Genomic DNA, 16,875 nt, shown 5'->3' on the forward strand with positions numbered 1-16,875 from the left:
AACTGAAGCGGCATCTGAAGCATCGACGGCGGGCGCTCAGCCCGCCGTGCTACATGCGGCTGTCGTGCATGGCGCCGCCGCTGAGGTCGGCCAGTTCCGGCGTCACCTCGGCGTAGCGCAGCAGTTTCCCGCCATGGCGCGCGGCAAAGGCGGCCGCGTCGGTCTCGGTCCTGAAGCTGGCCAGCGTCGGCCCCATCGACCCGTGGCGCCGGCTACCGGCGACATAGATGCCGGTGCTGGCGTCGAACCAGTGGCCGCGCGGCCGCTCCCAGTCGGCGCGGGCCATGTCCTGCACGAACGCCGCGCGCACCGGCCGCGCTTGCTCCGGCCGCAGCAGCGCATGGAACATCTCCACCGTATCGCAGAACCAGTGCGGGCGCGCCTCGCCTGCATAGAAGACCTGCGCCTTGGGACCGGGGTAATCGGCCAGCAGCATGCCGTCCAGCGCGCAGGCGGTGGCGGCGTCGAACTCCTGCGGCTGTGCCGCGCCTTCCGGCTTGCGGCCGCAGCCGGCGATCAGCACGGCGCTGCCGGCAAGGGTCAGCAACAGGTGGCGGCGATGCCGTGAAAATGGGGAACACAGCGGGGAACACAGCGGGGTACACATCAGCGGAAACTCCTGGCGGCAAGGCCCAGCGGCACGGCAATCCACGCCAGCAGCGCCGCACCGGTCGGCCAGGGGCTGGCCAGCGCGGGCGGCACGATGCTGGCAACGCCCCCGGCGCTGCGCAGCTGGTCCAATGAAAAGGCATTGACGATGCGGAACAGGTCGGCGGGGTTGAGCAACAGCAGCCACGCGATCCAGTCGATGGCGGCATGCTGTTCGCCCACGCCACTGCCGGCGACCAGCAAGCCGAGCAGCAGCAGGTCGAACACCAGCACGAAGAAGAACCACAGCCCGATCGCCAGCCCCGACGCCTGCGCGCGGTCGCGGCTCAGCACCGACAGCCACAGCGCCAGGCTCAGGAACGCCAGCCCAAGCAGCACGGCGCTGGCGACGAAGCCGAGGTAGTGATACAGCCCGGCCCAGCCGAACTGGTGCGCCAGCAGCAGCGCCATCAGCGCAAAGCCGCCGGCCGTGGCCAGCACCAGCGCGGCGGCCAGCCCGAGGTACTTGCCCAGCAGCAGCTCGCCGCGCGTCAGCGGCAGCGACAGCAGCAGGTCCAGCGAGCCGCGTTCGCGCTCGCCCACCACGGCGTCGAAGCCGAGCAGCAGCGCAATCATCGGCACCAGGTAGATCACCAGGCTGGCCAGGCTGGTGATGACGAACTCCAGCGAGCGCGGCCCCAGCACGCCCTGCTCCGCGCCGCCGAAGTAGCCGATCGCCAGCGACAGCGCCGTGAACACCGCCGCCACCGCCAGCACCCAGCGGTTGCGCATGCGCTCGCGGAATTCCTTGCCGGCCAGTGCAGCCACCTGCCGCGCGTCGAACCACTCGCTCATGCCTATCCCCTCATCCCGAGAAACAGGTCCTCGAGCGACGGCTCGCGGATCTGCAGGTCCAGCAGCCGGCCGGCGAGCGGCTGCACCGCGGCCAGCACCGCCATCTTGGCGGTGGGCGGGCAACGCACCGTCACGGCGCCAGGCTGCGCGCTTTCGACCTCCAGCGCAGGCAGCGCGCGCAGCCGGCGCAGCGCCTCGTCGCGCGCGCCCGCCTCGACCCGCAGCACCAGCGTCAGCGGCAGGCCGGCCCGCGCGCGCAGCGCCGCCAGGGTGCCGGCGGCCTGCAGCCGCCCCGCCGACAGGATGGCGAAGCGGTCGATGCGCTGCTGCAGCTCGGCCAGGATGTGCGAGGTGATGACGATGGTCACCCCGCTCGCGCGCAGGGCGTTCAGCATGGCGTAGAAGTCGCGGATCGCGGCGGGGTCCAGGCCGTTGGTCGGTTCATCCAGGAACAGCACGCGCGGCACGCCCAGCAGCGCCTGTGCAAACCCCAGCCGTTGCCGCATGCCCTTCGAGTACTCGCGCACCGGACGCGCGGCGGCATCCGCCAGGCCGACCTGTGCCAGCATCGGCAGGCACGCCTGCGCCGGCACGCCCTTGAGCCGCGCAAAGAAGTGCAAGGTCTCGAGTCCGCTCAGGTTGTCGTACAGGGCCAGGTGCTCGGGCAGGTAGCCGATGCGGCGGCGCGCGGCGCGGAACGCGCGCGTGCCCACGGCGGCACCGGCGACGGCCAGCGTGCCGCGAGTGGGCGGCAGCAGGCCCAGCATCATCCGGAACAGCGTGCTCTTGCCGGCGCCGTTATGGCCGATCAGCCCGAGCAGCTCGCCCTGCCCGACGCTCAGGCTGACATCGTCGACGGCGCGCAGCGCGCCGAAGCGCTTGCTGACATGGGACAGCACGATGGTGCCCATGGCCGGCTCAGCGGCTGGCGTCGGCCGGCGCATGCCATTGCCTCCAGTTGGCGCGGGCCGGACGCATGCGCGGATATTCGTCCACCACCCCGGGCGCCCGGAGCACCGGAAACTGGCGCCCGGCCAGCCGCAGCGCCTGCAACGCGGGGCTGCCGAGCAGCAGCGTCACGCCGGGGTAGCGCCAGCTGAGCCGGTCGACCAGGTCATTGGCGCGGTACGGGATATCGCCCACGCCGTCGGCATCGCGGTCCCAGCCGAGGTAGTTGCTCCAGTAGTTGCCTTGCAGTCTTTCGGAAGGATTGCGCCCGCCCCAGGCCTCGTCGCGCGCACCGACATAGCGCACCGGCTCGCGGTTGCCGATGAAGTCGTTGCCCTGCACCACGTTGCGCGTCGAGCCCGCCGACAGGTGCACGCCGATGGCGTTGCCGAGCACCAGGTTGCCGCGCAGCTGCGCATACTCGACATCGTAGATAAAGAAGCCGCGCTGGTTGTGCGCCACCACGTTGCCCTCGATCACCGAGTCCTGCAGCGTGCGCAGCATGATGCCGTGGTCGGCATTGGCCCAGGTGCGGTTGTTGCGGACGACCTGGTCGCGCACTTCCATCAGCGCCAGCCCGCCGCGGTTGCGGTAGCTGTCGTTGCCTTCCCACAGGTTGTGGTACGAGTTCATGTAATGGGTGCCGTAGCGGCTATGGTGCAGCCGGTTGCCGCGAAACACAGCGTGGTGCGACACATCGACGTAGAGCGCGTCGCGCACGAAGCTGATCTGGTTGTCGAGGATGCGTGCGCCGCGCGTGTTGTAGAGCTGCACGCCGTTGCCGCGCTGTGCCGAGTTGTAGTCGCGCTTGCCGGTGATGGTGTTGGCCTCGATGCGGACCTCGTCGGCCTTTTCGATCCACAGGCCGAACAGGTTGTAGGTCAGCTCGCAGTGGCGCACCACGGCGCGGTGCGCGCCGGGCGCGATGGTGATGCCGGCGTTCTGGTCCTTCAGGCTGTCGCCGGAGTCGCGCACGATCAGTCCTTCGACCGTCACGTCGGGCGCGGCGATGCGCAGCGTATCGCCGCGCAGCGCGCCGCTGAGAGTCGGCCGCGCGATGCCGCGCAAGACCAGCGGCTTGCCGACGGTGAAGTTGCCGGTGTAGTGGCCGCGCGCGATCTCGATGGTGTCGCCGGCGGCAGCGGCATCGATCGCCGCCTGCAGCGACTGGCCGGGCTGCACGCGCCAGGTCGCCGCCGGCGCGCCGGTCATGCCGCAGACCAGCCATAGCAACGGGATACCGGACAGCAACTTCATGCGGACAGCATCCCCATCGCCTTCAGCGCCAGGAACAGCACGGCACCGACCAGCAGGTTCTTGAAGCCGACATAGCTGAGCATGTCCATCACAGTGGCGCGACGATGGCGGCCGCGCCACCATGGCCCATCCTTGACGTAGCGCTTTGCCGACAGGCGGATCAGCACCTCGTAGAGGCTCCAGCCCAGCCACCAGCCGATCACCGCGCCGGCGCGCAGTTGTCCGCTGGCCGCCAGCGCCCACGCCACGGTTGCCGCCAGCGCCACCGCCACCCCTGCCAGCTGCAACGCGGCGGCGGAGCGCCAGCCCGGCCCGCTCCAGGGCCACAGGTGGTCCCACAGCTCGGCGATCCAGCGCGCGGCGCCGCTCGTGGCCGCGTAGGGCGGCGTCACGGGGTCGGTCGGCATGCGCGGATCGGGGCCCGGCGGCTGCGCCGCAGCGGCCGTCACCGGCACCAGCGGAATGAAATACCCGTTGCGAGCCACCGGCGTCAGCGGCAGCCCGTCGCGCTCGCGCCGCTTGCGCTCGCGCGCCAGCGGCGGGCAGCCGTGCGTATCGGTATAGAGCACCATGCAGTCGAGGCAATGCAGGCACTCGCGCGGGTCGATGCGGCCATCGGCATCGATCGCCTGCGCCCCGCACCCCGCCGCGCATGCCTTGCAGCGGTTGCAGTCGGGCTTGCGCCGCAGGCCGAACCAGCGGAACGTGCTCGGCATGGCCAGGGCCGCGCCGAGCGGGCACAGGTACTTGCAGTAAGGCCGCTCGATGAACAGCGACAGCGCCAGCAGCGCGCACGCGAACAGCCCGTAGGGCCACGCGCGGTTGGCGATGCCGACCAGGAAGGTGGTCTTGAACGGCTCGATCTCCGCCAGCCGCTCGGCCAGCCCTATCGAGAACACCGAAACCGCCAGCAGCCCGAAAAACACGCCGTACTTGACCCACTTGAGCCGGTCGTGCCAGCGCCGCGGCAACTGCCGCTGCCAGCGCTTGAGCCCGAGGAAGCCGCCGAGCTTGTAGATCGCCTCGGACAGCGAGCCGAACGGGCACAGCCAGCCGCAGAACAGCCCGCGCCCGAACAGCAGCACCGTGACGATGATGAAGATCCAGAAGCAGAAGATAAAGGGATCGCTGAGGAACAAGGCCCAGTCCCAGCGCAGCAGCAGCGCGTGGAACCACGTCAGCACCTGCGTGACCGACGGCTGCGCCATCGCGCCGAACCCCACGAACACGATGCTGATGGCCCAGGCCGTGTACTTGAACGCATTCACCGGCCACTTGTGCTTGTGGGTGGCACGGCGCGTCAGGCGGTCGCGCAGCGCGTAGACCAGCGTGACGGCGCCCAGCAGCGCCACGAACAGCGCGATGGTGCCGGCCTGCCGGCGCCAGATCTTGCGCCACGGCGCTTCCGGCACGTCGAGATGGGGTCGGCCACCCTGCAGCAGCGCCGCCGGCAGCCAGTACGGCGCGTCGAAGCTGGCAAAGCTGCGCGTGCCGGTGGCGCGGTCGACCCGGTTGCCGAGGAACGACAGCTTCCACGGATACGCCGCGGAAAAGGCCGGCGAGCGGATCACGAAGATCGCCGACTCGGTGGGCTCCGGCGCGCCCTGCGCGACCACGCCATAGAGGTTCAGGTAGTCGAGGTCGCGGAAGGTGAACGCGTCGGCGTCCTGGCGCACCTGCACCCGGTCATAGATGCCGCCACGCACGAAGCCCGAGCCCTTGAACGATTCCGTGCCCGCGGTGCGGATCACGAAGATGGCCTGCTCGCCCGGCCGCAGCTGCGCGCGCAGCCCCTGCCAGCCGGCATCGCCCAGCACGCTGCGGCCGATATCGGGATGGTTCAGGTCGCCAAACCACAGCTCGATAAACGGCGCGCCGCCGCCCGGCAGGCCGACCTGCGCGGGCTGCACCAGCAGGCGCTGCACCGCGCCCATCGCTACCAGCTGCGGCCAGCTGTAGTGCATGCCGCTTTCAACATAGCGAGCCGGCGCGCGCTGGGTTGGCGCCAGGATGCCGACCTGCCGCGCCACCGCCGCGCCCGCCGTGGTCAGCACCTGGTTCTGCGCGATCACCGTCACCGTGGCCCCGGAAATCGCATCGACCCCGACCACGCCTTCGTCGGGGCGCGACTGCCCCACTTCGATCTTGTCCGCAACCGACTTGCCGACGTACTGCCGGTTGAAATCGAGCAGCGCGGATTCCGGGATGCCCAGCAGCAGGATCGGCTCCGAATGCTTCAGCACCTTGACGCCGGCATAGCGGCCCTGCGTATCCATGCCGATCAGCGTCACCACCGGCTTGCCCGAATACGCCGGCGTATCGGTGATATCGGTGGACAGCATGACGTAGCCAAGCAGCTCGCGCTTGCCGCCGGGGCCGGTGCGATACCCCTCGACATAGGGCGGCTGCCCCATGCGCGCCGAGAACTGGGTGGCGCCGGGCAGCACCTGCGCGCACGGCACCAGCGCGCACAGGTCGGCCGCGGTGGCCAGCTGCGGCGGCAACTCGGCCTCGTAGGCGCCCGCATGCGCCGGCGACATCAGGCCGAACAGCATCAGCCACGCGGCTGCGACAGCCACGAGTCCCTGGAAGATTGCTTGCATCATGGAAAGGCCGCAGGCAAAGCATTGCGCGCGGCGCATGGGCCGCGCGCAACGCTGCGCCAGGCCGTCTCAGGCCTCGACGATCATGCGGCTGCGCATCTCGAGATGCAGCGCGTGGCAGAAGTGGGTGCAATAGCACCAGAACACACCGGGCTTGTCGGCGATAAAGGTCACCGATGCCGTCTCCTGCGGATTGACGATGAAGTTGATGTTGTACTTCGGGATAGCGAAGCCGTGCGTCAGGTCCTCGATCTTGTCCAGGTTGGTCAGGATCAGCGTGACCTCGTCGCCGCGCTTCAGCTTGATCTCGCGCAGGCTGAACACCGGTGCCTGCGAGGTGAGCTTCACCGTCACCTTGCGGCCGTTGCGGAACACGCCGGATTGCTGCGCATCCTTGACCGCCAGCGGGAAGTCGTCGAGCGCGTAGATCTGCTTCGGCCGCAGCAGCTCGCGCCGGAAGATGATGAAGTCGTGCGGTTCGCTATGCACCGGGTGGTCCGCCACCAACACCATCTTGTCGCCGGAGATGTCGATCAGCTGCTCGTTCTCGGCGTGCAGCGGACCCACCGGCAGGAAGCGGTCCTTGGAGAACTTGCAGCCCACCGCCAGCCATTTGCCGTCGGCGGCGACGGTCTCGGATTGCGAGGCATTGAGGTGGCCGGGCTGGTATTGCACGTCGAGCCGGTCCACCACGTACCTGGCGCTCTTGTCGCCGCGGTGGAAGCGGATTGCCGCGTCGATGTTCCACTTGACCACCTGGCTGTCCAGGAACAGCGTGGTGTAGGCGTTGCCGCGGCCGTCGAAAGCGGTATGCAGCGGCCCCAGCCCCAGCTCGACCTCGGCGACGATGGCGTCGTCCAGCCTGGCCAGCTTGCCGTCGAACCAGTCGAGCACCCTGGCCAGCTCGATCACCGTCCCGGTCGGCGACAGCTTGCCGGCGCAGATGAAGTATTTCTGGTCGGGGCTGGCGTTGACGCCGTGCGGGTTCTTGGGCACCGACACATAGGCGGTCAGCGCCGTGCCGGGGTCCTGGTTGGCGGCACGCGTGCCGTCGACCACCGGCACCTTCGAGTCGCCGATAGTCTTGAACTTGCCTGCCTTGACGGCAGCCTCGATGCGGGCGATGTTGAAGAACAGGCAGGCATCGCGCTCGGCCGACATCATGTCCTCGAAGCGCACGCCCATTTCCACGTTGTACTGGTTGGTCGCGGCGAGCTTGCCGTCGTACGAGGTCGCCACCAGGTCGCAGTTGCCGTCGATCAGCACCTGCCAGCGCGCCGCCATCGACTCGGCGTCGACGCAGGTGAACAGCGAGCGGTACTTGCTGCCGTCCTCGGTCGGCGTATTGGGCAGCGGCACGCCGAACTCGGCGCCGCAGAACACGCGCGTGGTGTAGTTGATGCTGGCGTCGACTGGATCGCGCTTGTCGGGGAAGATGCCGTGGAAGCCCTGCACATTGGGCAGCTCGGTGATCTTGTCGCAGATGAAGTAGTCGAGCCGGATACGCGCCAGCCTGGCATTGATCTTGTCGTTGATCCAGGCATAGCGGCCGTCGTAGTTGCCGTCCTTGTACGAGGCATGCACGTGATGGGTATCGCCGACGGTGTATTGCAGGCTGCCGTCAGGGCGCGTGCCCATCACGCGCTTCGATTCATTGGTGATGCCCCACCCCGTCAGGGCGTCCGGCACGAAGCACGGAATGCGGTGCAGCTCGCGCCCGGACGGCAAGCCCAGCACGCGCATGTCGCCGGCATGGCCACCGCTCCACAGTCCGTAATAGGTATCCAGCTCGCCCGGCTTCAGGTGCACCGCGCTGGCGGCGGTGGGGCCTGCATGGCTGGCATGGGCACCGGCGCTGCTGGCCGGCGTGGGTGCCACCGGCGCGCCGCCGTTGTCGGTGCAGGCGGCCACGCCGGCAACGCCGGCGAGCGCCGCGGTATGGATGAAGCGCCGCCGTCCCGGCGCGGCCGGCGCATCGTGGGGTGGCAGGGGATGCTGCGTATGCCTGGTCATCTTCGTTCCTCGAACCGTCATGGCAAAGGCGGAGTCCGCTCCGCCGGCTTGCTGCTTGTGTTGTCTTGTGGTGGCTTGCTGCTGCCGGCTACAGATGGTCGAAGCAGTTGGCGCGATCGAGGTTGATGATCGTCATGGTTCTCTTAAATATTCATAATCGATGCATGTTTTCCGCCGGTGGCGCGGCCAGAATGGCGGCACGGCAACGCTCACCGCCGCTTTCGCGATCGACACCACCCTCGTCATGCCCTTCAAGACCCTGTTGCGCACACAGTCTTCCATCCCCCACACCGACCGCAGGCGCCGCGCCATCCTTCGCGGCGCCGCGAGCGTGCCGCTGCTCGCCACCGGCATGTTCGTGCGGCCCGCGCTGGCCGATCCGTCCGTCACGCATGCATCGCGCCGCTTGCTGGGCACGCGCGTGGACATCGTCGTGCAAGGCGACGGCCACGGCGCGGTGCAGGCCGCCATCGCCGCGGCCTTTGCCGAGATGCTGCGGCTGCAGCAGCTGATGAGCCGCTACCGGCCCGACAGCCAGGTCAGCGCCCTGCAGCGCGCGGCCGGAAGCCATCCGGTGCGCGTGGCGCCCGAACTGATGACGGTGCTGCAGGCCGCCGCGGCAGTTTCGGCTCGATCCCGCGGCGCCTTCGATATCACGGTGGGGGCCTTCGCCGGCTGGCGCTTCGGCGCGGATGGCAACCGCGTCCCCGATGCCGCCGAACTGGCCCGCGAGCGCCGGCTGGTGGACTACCGGCAGGTCATGCTCGACGCCCGCCGCGGCGAGGCCATGCTGGCCCGCCCTGGCATGCGCCTGGACCTGGGCGGCATTGCCAAGCTGCCGATCCTGGACGCGGGCATGCAGGTGCTGCGGCGCCATGGCTTGGCCAATGCGATGGTCAACGGCGGCGGCGATGTGCTGGCCATGGGCCAGTTGCAGGGGCGCGACTGGCGCATCGGCGTGCGCGACCCGCTCGCGGCGGCGCGGCTGCTAGGCGTGCTGCAGGTGTCCGATGCCGTGGTAGCGTCGTCGGGCGATTACGAGCGCTGCTTTGTCGCCGGCGGCCGGCGCTATCACCATGTGCTCGACCCCGCCACCGGGCTGCCGTCGGCCGGGCCGCACGGCGTGACGCTGGTGGCACCGACTGCGGCGGCGGTCAACGGGCTCGGCGCAGCGCTGATGGTGGCCGGCGCGGATGCCTGGGAAAGGCTGGCCGGGGGCAGCGCCGGCGTCGATGGGCTGGTGGTTGGCGATGGCGGCCGCTGGATGTCGCCCGGCATGGCCCGCCGGCTGCGGCTGGCTTGAACGCGCGCCGCGGACGAAAAAAAGCCGCTTCCGGTGAAGCGGCTTGGTTGCGCGCAGGCGGCCGGCGCCGCCGGCCGTTGCCGTTACTTCTTCAGCACCAGGTCGCCCGGCAGCGACTCGATGTAGGCGGCCATGTCCTTCAGTTCCTTGCGCGTGAACGGACGCGGCTTGCCGTCCTTGTCGGTGACTGCCGGGTTGGCGTTGACCTGGCCGGCCATGATCGCGTTGGAGCGGCCCACCAGCGCATTGCCCGACACCTGGTAGGACATCAGCGCGTGATACAGGTAGTCGGCATGCTGGCCGGCCAGCTTGGGGTAGTCGGGCGAAATCGGCTTGTTCATGCCAGCACCGTGGCAGGCCACGCAGTTGCCCTTTTCCACCAGCGTCTTGCCGTTGGCAAGGTCGGCGGCCGAGGCCGGCAGGGCGGCAGCACCCAGCACGAGTGCGCCGAGCGCGAACGAAAGCGTCTTGAGCGTCTTCATCTGGGGTCTCTTACTTGAGGGAATTGTTCTGCGTGCCGGCGGTCTGCTGCGAGTAGTACGCCGCCACGTTGGCGATGTCCTGCTCGGTCAGCGTCGCGGCAATGCTGCGCATGGTGGGGTGCTTGCGCTCGCCCTTCTGGTAGGCCTTCAGCGCGTTCTCGATGTACTTGGCGCTCTGGCCGCCCAGCAGCGGCACTTCATAGATCTCGGGGAAGGACGCACGGTAGCCCGGAATGCCGTGGCATCCGATGCACATTGCAACCTTGTCCTTGGCAGCGTCTCCATTGCCCTTGACTTCCTGTGCCTGCACGGCCGTTGCAGCCGCGCCCAGCACCACCATCGTGAGGAGCTTTTTCATTGTCTTTGCGGATTGGAAGTTAAACCGTGTGACCTGCCCTGCCGGGCGGAGACGGTTTCAGAATGCTTCTGCGGAGCCACCAGGGCAGCCAGTCGGTTGGCCGAGGTGCAACCCGCCAGAGATGTCGCATCCGGTCGGTTTGCCGGGGTGTGGAACACCATTCTGGAACCACCTCGCGCAATCGCCGCGACCCGGAAGGGCCGCTGGGACTTCTGAACGCGGACTGCCGGATGCTGGAGAACTGGACGTGGGGGCGCGTCAAACCGCCGCATTGTACCGCAGCCGGCACCTGCCAGTCCAGCCAGCGGTCGGCGCCGGCGGAACCCTGTCTGGCCGCCCCAACACGAACCGCCAAGGTCTTTTATACTGGCCCATTCCGGGAATCCGCACGACCGTTCGCGTACGCTGCGCCAGCGGCACGCGGGCGCCCGCCACGGACCCTGTTTTCATAACGAAAGCGCGCATCACAGCGCGAAGAGACCGCGCCAAGCACGCCAACCCGGCCCTCGCCCGAGCGGCCGTCACCTCAGGTTGCCTCATGTCAAACACCGCCAACGCATCCGCCCAAGCCTCCTCCCAGCCGGTCCGCTTCGAAGGCAGCGACCAGTACGTTGCCACCGACGACCTCAAGCTGGCCGTCAATGCCGCGCGCACGCTGCAGCGCCCGCTGCTGATCAAGGGCGAACCCGGCACCGGCAAAACCATGCTGGCCGAGGAAGTCGCCGCCGCGCTGGGCATGCCGCTGCTGCAATGGCATATCAAGTCGACCACCAAGGCACAGCAGGGCCTGTACGAGTACGACGCCGTGTCGCGCCTGCGCGACTCGCAACTGGGCGACGACCGCGTCCACGACATCCGCAACTACATCGTCAAGGGCGTGCTGTGGCAGGCCTTCGAGGCCGACCAGCAGGTGGTGCTGCTGATCGACGAGATCGACAAGGCCGACATCGAATTCCCCAACGACCTGCTGCGCGAACTCGACCGCATGGAGTTCTATGTCTACGAGACCCGCGAGCTGGTCAAGGCGAAGCACCGTCCGCTGGTGATCATCACCTCGAACAACGAGAAGGAGCTGCCCGACGCCTTCCTGCGCCGCTGCTTTTTCCACTACATCAAGTTCCCCGATGCGGAGACGATGCAGCAGATCGTCGACGTGCACTATCCCGGCATCAAGCGCGAGCTGGTCGCGGCCGCGCTCGAATCGTTCTACGAGATGCGCAACCTGCCGGGCCTGAAGAAAAAGCCGTCGACGTCCGAGCTGATCGACTGGCTCAAGCTGCTGATGGCCGAGGACATCCCGCCCGAGGCCCTGAAGAGCCCGGACAAGAAGGCCGCGATCCCGCCGCTGCACGGCGCGCTGCTGAAGAACGAGCAGGACGTGCACCTGTTCGAGCGCCTGGTGTTCATGAACCGCGCCAACCGCTGAGCGCGCGGCCAGTCCGATGACCGACACGACCGATTTTGCCAAACCGGTGACCATGGTGGGCCGCCATGCCACGCTGGAACCGCTGCGCCCCGAGCACGCCGACGGCCTGCGCGCCGCCTGCGCCGACGGCGAGCTGTGGAAGCTCTGGTACACCAGCGTGCCCGCGCCCGAGCGCATGGAAGCCGAGATCGCGCGGCGCCTGGAGCTGCAGCAGCGCGGCACCATGCTGCCGTTCGCGGTGCGCGATGCGGCCGGCGAGCTGGCCGGCATGACCACCTACATGAACATCGACGCGGCCAACCGGCGCGTCGAGATCGGTTCGACCTGGTATGCGCGCCGGGTCCAGCGCACGCCGCTGAACACCGAGTGCAAGCTGATGCTGCTGGGCCATGCCTTCGACCATCTCGACTGCATCGCGGTGGAGTTCCGCACGCACTGGATGAACCAGCAAAGCCGCGCCGCCATCGCCCGCCTGGGCGCCAGGCAGGACGGCGTGCTGCGCAACCACATGCGCATGCCGGACGGCACGCTGCGCGACACCGTGGTGTTCTCGATCATCGCCAGCGAATGGCCGGCGGTGCGGCAACACCTGCAATTCCAGCTCGAGCGCCCGCGCTGACGCGCCGCGCCGACTGAAAGCGAGGCACCATGCTGATCGATTTCTTCTTCTCGCTGCGCCACGCCAAGCTGCCGGTGTCGGTCAAGGAATACCTGACCATGCTGGAAGCGCTCAAGGCGCAGGTCATCACGCCATCGATCGACGAGTTCTACTACCTGTCGCGGATGACGCTGGTCAAGGACGAGAAGCACTTCGACAAGTTCGACCAGACCTTCGCCGCCTACTTCAAGGGCGTGGAGAGCCTGGTCGACTGGAAATCCGACATTCCGCTCGACTGGCTGCAGAAGACGCTGGAGCGCGAGCTGTCGCCCGAGGAAAAGGCCAGGATCGAGGCCATGGGCGGCCTCGACAAGCTGATGGAGCGCCTGAAGCAGCTGCTCGAGGAGCAGAAGGAAAAGCACGAGGGCGGCAACAAGTGGATCGGCACCGGCGGCACCTCGCCGTTCGGCCATGGCGGCTACAACCCCGAGGGCATCCGCATCGGCGGCCCGTCCAAGGGCAACCGCACCGCGATCAAGGTGTGGGAGGCGCGCACCTACAAGGACTATGACGACCAGGTCGAACTGGGCACGCGCAACATCAAGGTCGCGCTGCGCCGGCTGCGCCGCTTCGCCCGCGAAGGCGCCGACACCGAGCTGGACCTCGACGACACCATCCACTCCACCGCGGCCAACGCCGGCCTGCTCGACATCAAGCTGCGGCCCGAGCGCCACAACAAGGTCAAGGTGCTGATGCTGATGGACGTGGGCGGCTCGATGGACGACCACATCAAGCGCGTCGAGGAACTGTTCTCGGCCACCAAGACCGAGTTCAAGCACCTCGAGTACTACTACTTCCACAACTGCCTGTACGACTACGTGTGGAAGAACAACCGCCGCCGCCACGCCGAGAAGCTGGCGACGTGGGACCTGCTGCACAAGTACACGCCCGACTACAAGATCATCTTCGTCGGCGACGCCACCATGAGCCCGTACGAGATCCTGCAGCCGGGCGGGTCGGTCGAGTACAACAATGCCGAGGCCGGCGCGGTATGGCTGAACCGGATGACCGAGCAGTTCCCGCATTTCGTCTGGCTCAACCCCGAACCCGAAGGGCTGTGGCAGTACCGGCAGTCGATCACGGTGATCAACCAGCTGATGAAGGGACGGATGTTCCCGGTCACGCTGGCGGGGCTGGAGCAGGCGATGAAGGTGCTGTCGAAATAAGGACTGCCTGGTTTGCTCCCTCTCCCGCTTGCGGGAGAGGGTTGGGGTGAGGGCGGGAGCATCAACGAAGTCAGGCTATCGATATTGCCACCGCCGGCCCTCACCCCCGCCCTCAACTGGAACCATTCACTGGTTTCTGTCGCTCCTCACCCCGGCCGCGCCAGGTCCGCCCCCTCCATCACCCACGCCCGGAACGTGCGCAGCGCCGGCAGATGCTGCTTCTGCTCCGGATAGCACAGGTAATAGCCCTTCTTGGCCAGCACCTGCGCGGGATGCGCCACCACCAGCGCGCCGGTGGCCAGCTCTTCTTCAATCAGGCAGCGCGGGATCAACGCGATGCCCAGTCCCGACAGCGCCGCCTGCGTCAGCAGTGAAAACTGGTCGAAGCGCGCGCCGCTCCAGGCGTCGCGCGTGGGCAGGCCCAGCGTGGCGAACCAGTCCGGCCACGCCTCGGGCACGGTAGTGTGGTGCAGCAGCGGATAGCGCAGCAACGCCGCCGGGGTCGGCGCGACGCCGTCGGGCTCCGACGCCAGCAGGCCCGGACGGCACACCGGCAGGACTTCGCGGCCGGTCATGTAGTCGGCCAGGCTGCCGGGCCAGACGCCGTCGCCGAAGCGGATTGCGGCATCGAGCTCCGGCTCGGAGAAATCGTAGCCCTGCGCATGCGGCACGAACTCCAGCGTCACCTCCGGATGGCGCGCGAAGAACTGCGGCAGGCGCGGGATCAGCCACTTGGCGCCCAGCGTCGGCATGCTGGCGATATGCAGCACGCCGCCCCGCCCCTGCCCCGCCATCAATTCCACCGTGGCGGCTTCCAGCTCGTTCAGGCTCGGCGCGATGCGCTCGAGGTAGCGCTCGCCCGCGGGAGTCAGGACCAGCCGCTGGCGCACCCGCTGAAACAGCTCGACGCCGAGGTAGGCCTCGAGGCTGCGCACCTGCTTGCTGACCGCGCCCTGCGTGACATGCAGCTCGCGGGCGGCTACGGTAAAGCTGTTATGGCGCGCCGCCGCCTCGAAGGCGTGCAACTCGGTCAGCGACGGACATAGGCGTCGCATAAATCACCTCTACTTCACGACCAAATGGAATGAGCTAGGGATTTTATTTCGTTTGCGGCGGTCCTGCTTGCACGAGCAGAATCGTGAAAACGCCTTTGTCTCTTCCCCGATACCTTTCGCCACCAAGATCATGCAACGTCGCCACCTTCTCCGCGTCCTCGCCGCTGCCTCGGCCGCCCTCGCCACCGGCCTGTCGTTCAGTGCCGTCGCCCAGTCCGGCTACCCCACCAAGCCGATCACGCTGGTGGTGCCGTTCCCCGCCGGCGGCACCACCGACATCGTCGCGCGCATCGTCGCCGACAAGCTCGGCCAGCAGCTGGGTCAGGCCGTGGTGGTCGACAACCGCGGCGGCGCCGGCGGCAGCATCGGCACCACCTTCCTGTCCAAGGCCGCGCCCGACGGCTACACGCTCGGCATCGCCACGGCCTCGACCCACGGCATCAATCCGGCGGTGTACCCGCGCCTGTCCTACGACGCCACCAAGGACTTCACCCCCATCACCAACCTGGCCTCGGTGCCGAACGTGATGAGCATCCACCCGTCGGTCAAGGCCACCGACATGAAGGCCTTCATCGCGCTGGCGCAGGCGCAGCCGGGCAAGCTGGCCTATGGCTCGGCCGGCAACGGCAGCGTCTCGCACATGATGGGTGAACTGTTCAAGCTGAGCAGCAAGACCGAACTGCTGCACGTGCCGTACAAGGGCGTGGGCCCGGCGCTGAACGACGCGCTCGCCGGCCAGGTGCAGGTGCTGTTCGACAACCTGCCGTCGTCGCTGCCGTTCATCGAGGGCGGCAAGCTGCGCGCACTCGCCGTGGCGGCGCCCAAGCGCGTGGCCGCGCTGCCCAATGTGCCGACCTTTGCCGAGCTCGGCCTGGGCGAGGTCAACGACGCCGCCTGGTTCGGCCTGATCGCCCCGGCCAACCTGCCGGCCGACCTGCAGAACAAGCTGCATGCGGCCGCGGTCAAGGTGCTGGCGCTGCCGGAAGTCAAGGCCAAGCTGGAGAAGCTCGGCGCCACGCCGGTGGGCGACACCCCGGCGCACTTTGCCGCCCAGATCAAGAGCGAAGTGGCCAAGAACAAGCGCGTCGCCGCCGCCGCCAAGATCTCGCTCGACTGAACGCAACGCACACCATGACCGACACCGACCGAACCATCGCGGACAGTCCGTTCTGCCTGTACCAGCCCGAGGGCGAGCCCGCGGCGCTGTTCCTGGACTCGCCGCACAGCGCGACCACGTACCCGACGGACTTCCGCCCCGATCCGGCACTGCCGCTGCCGCTGCTGCGCCAGGCCGAGGACACCTTCGTCGACGAGCTCTACGCCGGCGCCCCGGCGCGCGGCATCCCGCTGCTGTGCGCGGGCTTTCCGCGCAGCTACCTCGACGCCAACCGCGCGCTCGAAGAAATCGACGAAGCCCTGCTCGACGCACCCTGGCCCGGCGCCAGGCAGGAAACCTCCAAGACCCGGCTGGGCAAGGGCCTGGTCTGGCGCGTGCTGGACACCGGCGAAGCCATCTACGACCGCAAGCTGAGCGTGGCCGAGGTGCAGGCGCGCATCGAGCGCTGCTACCTGCCCTACTATGCGCAGCTGCAGAAGCTGGCCGAGCGCGCCGTCGCCAGCCATGGCAGCGCCTGGCATATCAACTGCCATTCGATGCCCAGCCACGCCGCCCCGTTCGCCACCGAATTCCCCGGCCTGGAGCATCCGGACTTCGTCGTCGGCGACCGCGACGGCACCACCTGCGACAAGCGCTTCACCGACCGGGTCGAGGGCGTGCTCAAGGAGATGGGCTACGAAGTCTGGCGCAACCACCCGTACAAGGGCGTCGAGATCGTGCGCGTGGTGGGCCAGCCGCAGGCCGGCCGCCACAGCCTGCAGCTGGAGGTCAACCGCAAGCTGTACATGGACGAGGCCGGCCTGACGCACAGCGCCGGCTTCGCCAAGCTGCGGCACGACCTGAACAGCCTGCTCGACGAACTGCTGCGGTTTACGCGCGCGATGCCGTCGCGCGTGGCCTGAGGCCGCGCGCCGGCGCGCGGCGTCGCGCGGTGTCGGCGCCGGGGCGCGGGTCGGACCCTTCCCACCCGCGCCGGGATCACTTCGCGCAGACGGTAGCGGGTTGGCGGTGCGTTAGAAGAATGGGTAACAAGATTTAGGAACTTT

15 protein-coding genes are annotated in these 16,875 nt (G+C 68.3%); 6 read left to right on the forward strand and 9 right to left on the reverse strand.

The window, feature by feature from the left end; genetic code table 11:
* Positions 1 to 49: 49 nt before the first annotated feature.
* The 6 genes from LIN44_RS12605 to nosZ all read right to left on the reverse strand — a co-directional run bounded on the left by LIN44_RS12605 (position 50) and on the right by nosZ (position 8,264).
* Positions 50 to 607, reverse strand: coding sequence for a nitrous oxide reductase accessory protein NosL (locus LIN44_RS12605; protein WP_227312363.1), 558 nt, complete (start codon positions 605 to 607; stop codon positions 50 to 52).
* Positions 607 to 1,443, reverse strand: coding sequence for an ABC transporter permease (locus LIN44_RS12610; protein WP_227312364.1), 837 nt, complete (start codon positions 1,441 to 1,443; stop codon positions 607 to 609). Before LIN44_RS12610 ends, LIN44_RS12605 begins: the two co-directional genes overlap by 1 nt.
* 2 nt (positions 1,444 to 1,445) lie before the next feature.
* The gene (locus LIN44_RS12615) at positions 1,446 to 2,354 is read right to left on the reverse strand and encodes an ABC transporter ATP-binding protein (protein ID WP_227312365.1); all 909 of its coding nucleotides are present in this window, start codon (positions 2,352 to 2,354) and stop codon (positions 1,446 to 1,448) included.
* A 7-nt stretch (positions 2,355 to 2,361) separates the two neighbouring features.
* Complete coding sequence (locus LIN44_RS12620; RefSeq protein ID WP_227312366.1) at positions 2,362 to 3,648, reverse strand: nitrous oxide reductase family maturation protein NosD; 1,287 nt, start codon at positions 3,646 to 3,648, stop codon at positions 2,362 to 2,364.
* Complete coding sequence (locus LIN44_RS12625) at positions 3,645 to 6,251, reverse strand: 4Fe-4S binding protein (protein ID WP_227314394.1); 2,607 nt, start codon at positions 6,249 to 6,251, stop codon at positions 3,645 to 3,647. Before LIN44_RS12625 ends, LIN44_RS12620 begins: the two co-directional genes overlap by 4 nt.
* A 69-nt stretch (positions 6,252 to 6,320) precedes the next feature.
* Positions 6,321 to 8,264, reverse strand: coding sequence for a TAT-dependent nitrous-oxide reductase (nosZ, locus tag LIN44_RS12630; protein ID WP_227312367.1), 1,944 nt, complete (start codon positions 8,262 to 8,264; stop codon positions 6,321 to 6,323).
* A 244-nt stretch (positions 8,265 to 8,508) separates the two neighbouring features.
* Between nosZ and LIN44_RS12635 the strand changes: the two genes are divergently transcribed.
* Positions 8,509 to 9,567, forward strand: a complete 1,059-nt coding sequence (locus LIN44_RS12635) for an FAD:protein FMN transferase (protein WP_370641570.1) — start codon at positions 8,509 to 8,511, stop codon at positions 9,565 to 9,567.
* Positions 9,568 to 9,650: 83 nt separating this feature from the next.
* Here the strand turns inward: LIN44_RS12635 and LIN44_RS12640 are convergent, their stop codons facing one another.
* Both LIN44_RS12640 and LIN44_RS12645 read right to left on the reverse strand, forming a co-directional pair.
* Complete coding sequence (locus LIN44_RS12640; protein ID WP_227312368.1) at positions 9,651 to 10,049, reverse strand: c-type cytochrome; 399 nt, start codon at positions 10,047 to 10,049, stop codon at positions 9,651 to 9,653.
* Positions 10,050 to 10,059: 10 nt separating this feature from the next.
* Positions 10,060 to 10,407, reverse strand: a complete 348-nt coding sequence (locus LIN44_RS12645) for a c-type cytochrome (RefSeq protein ID WP_018005502.1) — start codon at positions 10,405 to 10,407, stop codon at positions 10,060 to 10,062.
* A 538-nt stretch (positions 10,408 to 10,945) separates the two neighbouring features.
* On the opposite strand from LIN44_RS12645, the gene LIN44_RS12650 reads away from it, so the two are divergent.
* From LIN44_RS12650 to LIN44_RS12660, 3 genes are read left to right on the forward strand one after another with little or no spacing between them, the layout of a single operon-like run.
* Positions 10,946 to 11,833: a MoxR family ATPase gene (locus LIN44_RS12650; protein WP_012352393.1), complete on the forward strand. Its 888-nt coding sequence runs from the start codon at positions 10,946 to 10,948 to the stop codon at positions 11,831 to 11,833.
* Between the two features lie 16 nt (positions 11,834 to 11,849).
* On the forward strand, positions 11,850 to 12,452 hold the full coding sequence (locus LIN44_RS12655; protein ID WP_227312369.1) for a GNAT family N-acetyltransferase: 603 nt from the start codon (positions 11,850 to 11,852) through the stop codon (positions 12,450 to 12,452).
* Positions 12,453 to 12,481: 29 nt separating this feature from the next.
* A complete protein-coding gene (locus LIN44_RS12660; RefSeq protein ID WP_227312370.1) occupies positions 12,482 to 13,657 on the forward strand; it encodes a VWA domain-containing protein in 1,176 nt (391 codons plus the stop codon).
* Positions 13,658 to 13,803: 146 nt separating this feature from the next.
* Here LIN44_RS12660 and LIN44_RS12665 read toward each other — a convergent pair whose 3' ends face one another.
* Entirely contained in the window at positions 13,804 to 14,712 is a 909-nt protein-coding gene (locus tag LIN44_RS12665; protein WP_227312371.1) for a LysR substrate-binding domain-containing protein, read from the reverse strand.
* 130 nt (positions 14,713 to 14,842) lie between these two features.
* Between LIN44_RS12665 and LIN44_RS12670 the strand changes: the two genes are divergently transcribed.
* Together LIN44_RS12670 and LIN44_RS12675 are read left to right on the forward strand one after the other, a co-directional pair.
* A complete protein-coding gene (locus tag LIN44_RS12670) occupies positions 14,843 to 15,829 on the forward strand; it encodes a tripartite tricarboxylate transporter substrate binding protein BugE (protein WP_227312372.1) in 987 nt (328 codons plus the stop codon).
* Positions 15,830 to 15,843: 14 nt separating this feature from the next.
* Positions 15,844 to 16,731 carry an N-formylglutamate amidohydrolase gene (locus LIN44_RS12675; protein ID WP_227312373.1) on the forward strand — a complete coding sequence of 296 codons (888 nt, stop codon included), beginning with the start codon at positions 15,844 to 15,846 and terminating at the stop codon, positions 16,729 to 16,731.
* Positions 16,732 to 16,875 lie beyond the last annotated feature (144 nt).

Origin of the sequence: Cupriavidus sp. MP-37 (genome assembly GCF_020618415.1) — a bacterium.
Lineage (GTDB): Bacteria > Pseudomonadota > Gammaproteobacteria > Burkholderiales > Burkholderiaceae > Cupriavidus.

What these genes read in the sequence shown, in the direction of transcription:
- LIN44_RS12605 (WP_227312363.1), bottom strand. Translation starts at nt 607, where the DNA reads ATGTGTACCCCGCTGTGTTCCCCGCTGTGTTCCCCATTTTCACGGCAT.
- LIN44_RS12610 (WP_227312364.1), bottom strand. Translation starts at nt 1,443, where the DNA reads ATGAGCGAGTGGTTCGACGCGCGGCAGGTGGCTGCACTGGCCGGCAAG.
- LIN44_RS12615 (WP_227312365.1), bottom strand. Translation starts at nt 2,354, where the DNA reads ATGGGCACCATCGTGCTGTCCCATGTCAGCAAGCGCTTCGGCGCGCTG.
- LIN44_RS12620 (WP_227312366.1), bottom strand. Translation starts at nt 3,648, where the DNA reads ATGAAGTTGCTGTCCGGTATCCCGTTGCTATGGCTGGTCTGCGGCATG.
- LIN44_RS12625 (WP_227314394.1), bottom strand. Translation starts at nt 6,251, where the DNA reads ATGCAAGCAATCTTCCAGGGACTCGTGGCTGTCGCAGCCGCGTGGCTG.
- nosZ (WP_227312367.1), bottom strand. Translation starts at nt 8,264, where the DNA reads ATGACCAGGCATACGCAGCATCCCCTGCCACCCCACGATGCGCCGGCC.
- LIN44_RS12635 (WP_370641570.1), top strand. Translation starts at nt 8,509, where the DNA reads ATGCCCTTCAAGACCCTGTTGCGCACACAGTCTTCCATCCCCCACACC.
- LIN44_RS12640 (WP_227312368.1), bottom strand. Translation starts at nt 10,049, where the DNA reads ATGAAGACGCTCAAGACGCTTTCGTTCGCGCTCGGCGCACTCGTGCTG.
- LIN44_RS12645 (WP_018005502.1), bottom strand. Translation starts at nt 10,407, where the DNA reads ATGAAAAAGCTCCTCACGATGGTGGTGCTGGGCGCGGCTGCAACGGCC.
- LIN44_RS12650 (WP_012352393.1), top strand. Translation starts at nt 10,946, where the DNA reads ATGTCAAACACCGCCAACGCATCCGCCCAAGCCTCCTCCCAGCCGGTC.
- LIN44_RS12655 (WP_227312369.1), top strand. Translation starts at nt 11,850, where the DNA reads ATGACCGACACGACCGATTTTGCCAAACCGGTGACCATGGTGGGCCGC.
- LIN44_RS12660 (WP_227312370.1), top strand. Translation starts at nt 12,482, where the DNA reads ATGCTGATCGATTTCTTCTTCTCGCTGCGCCACGCCAAGCTGCCGGTG.
- LIN44_RS12665 (WP_227312371.1), bottom strand. Translation starts at nt 14,712, where the DNA reads ATGCGACGCCTATGTCCGTCGCTGACCGAGTTGCACGCCTTCGAGGCG.
- LIN44_RS12670 (WP_227312372.1), top strand. Translation starts at nt 14,843, where the DNA reads ATGCAACGTCGCCACCTTCTCCGCGTCCTCGCCGCTGCCTCGGCCGCC.
- LIN44_RS12675 (WP_227312373.1), top strand. Translation starts at nt 15,844, where the DNA reads ATGACCGACACCGACCGAACCATCGCGGACAGTCCGTTCTGCCTGTAC.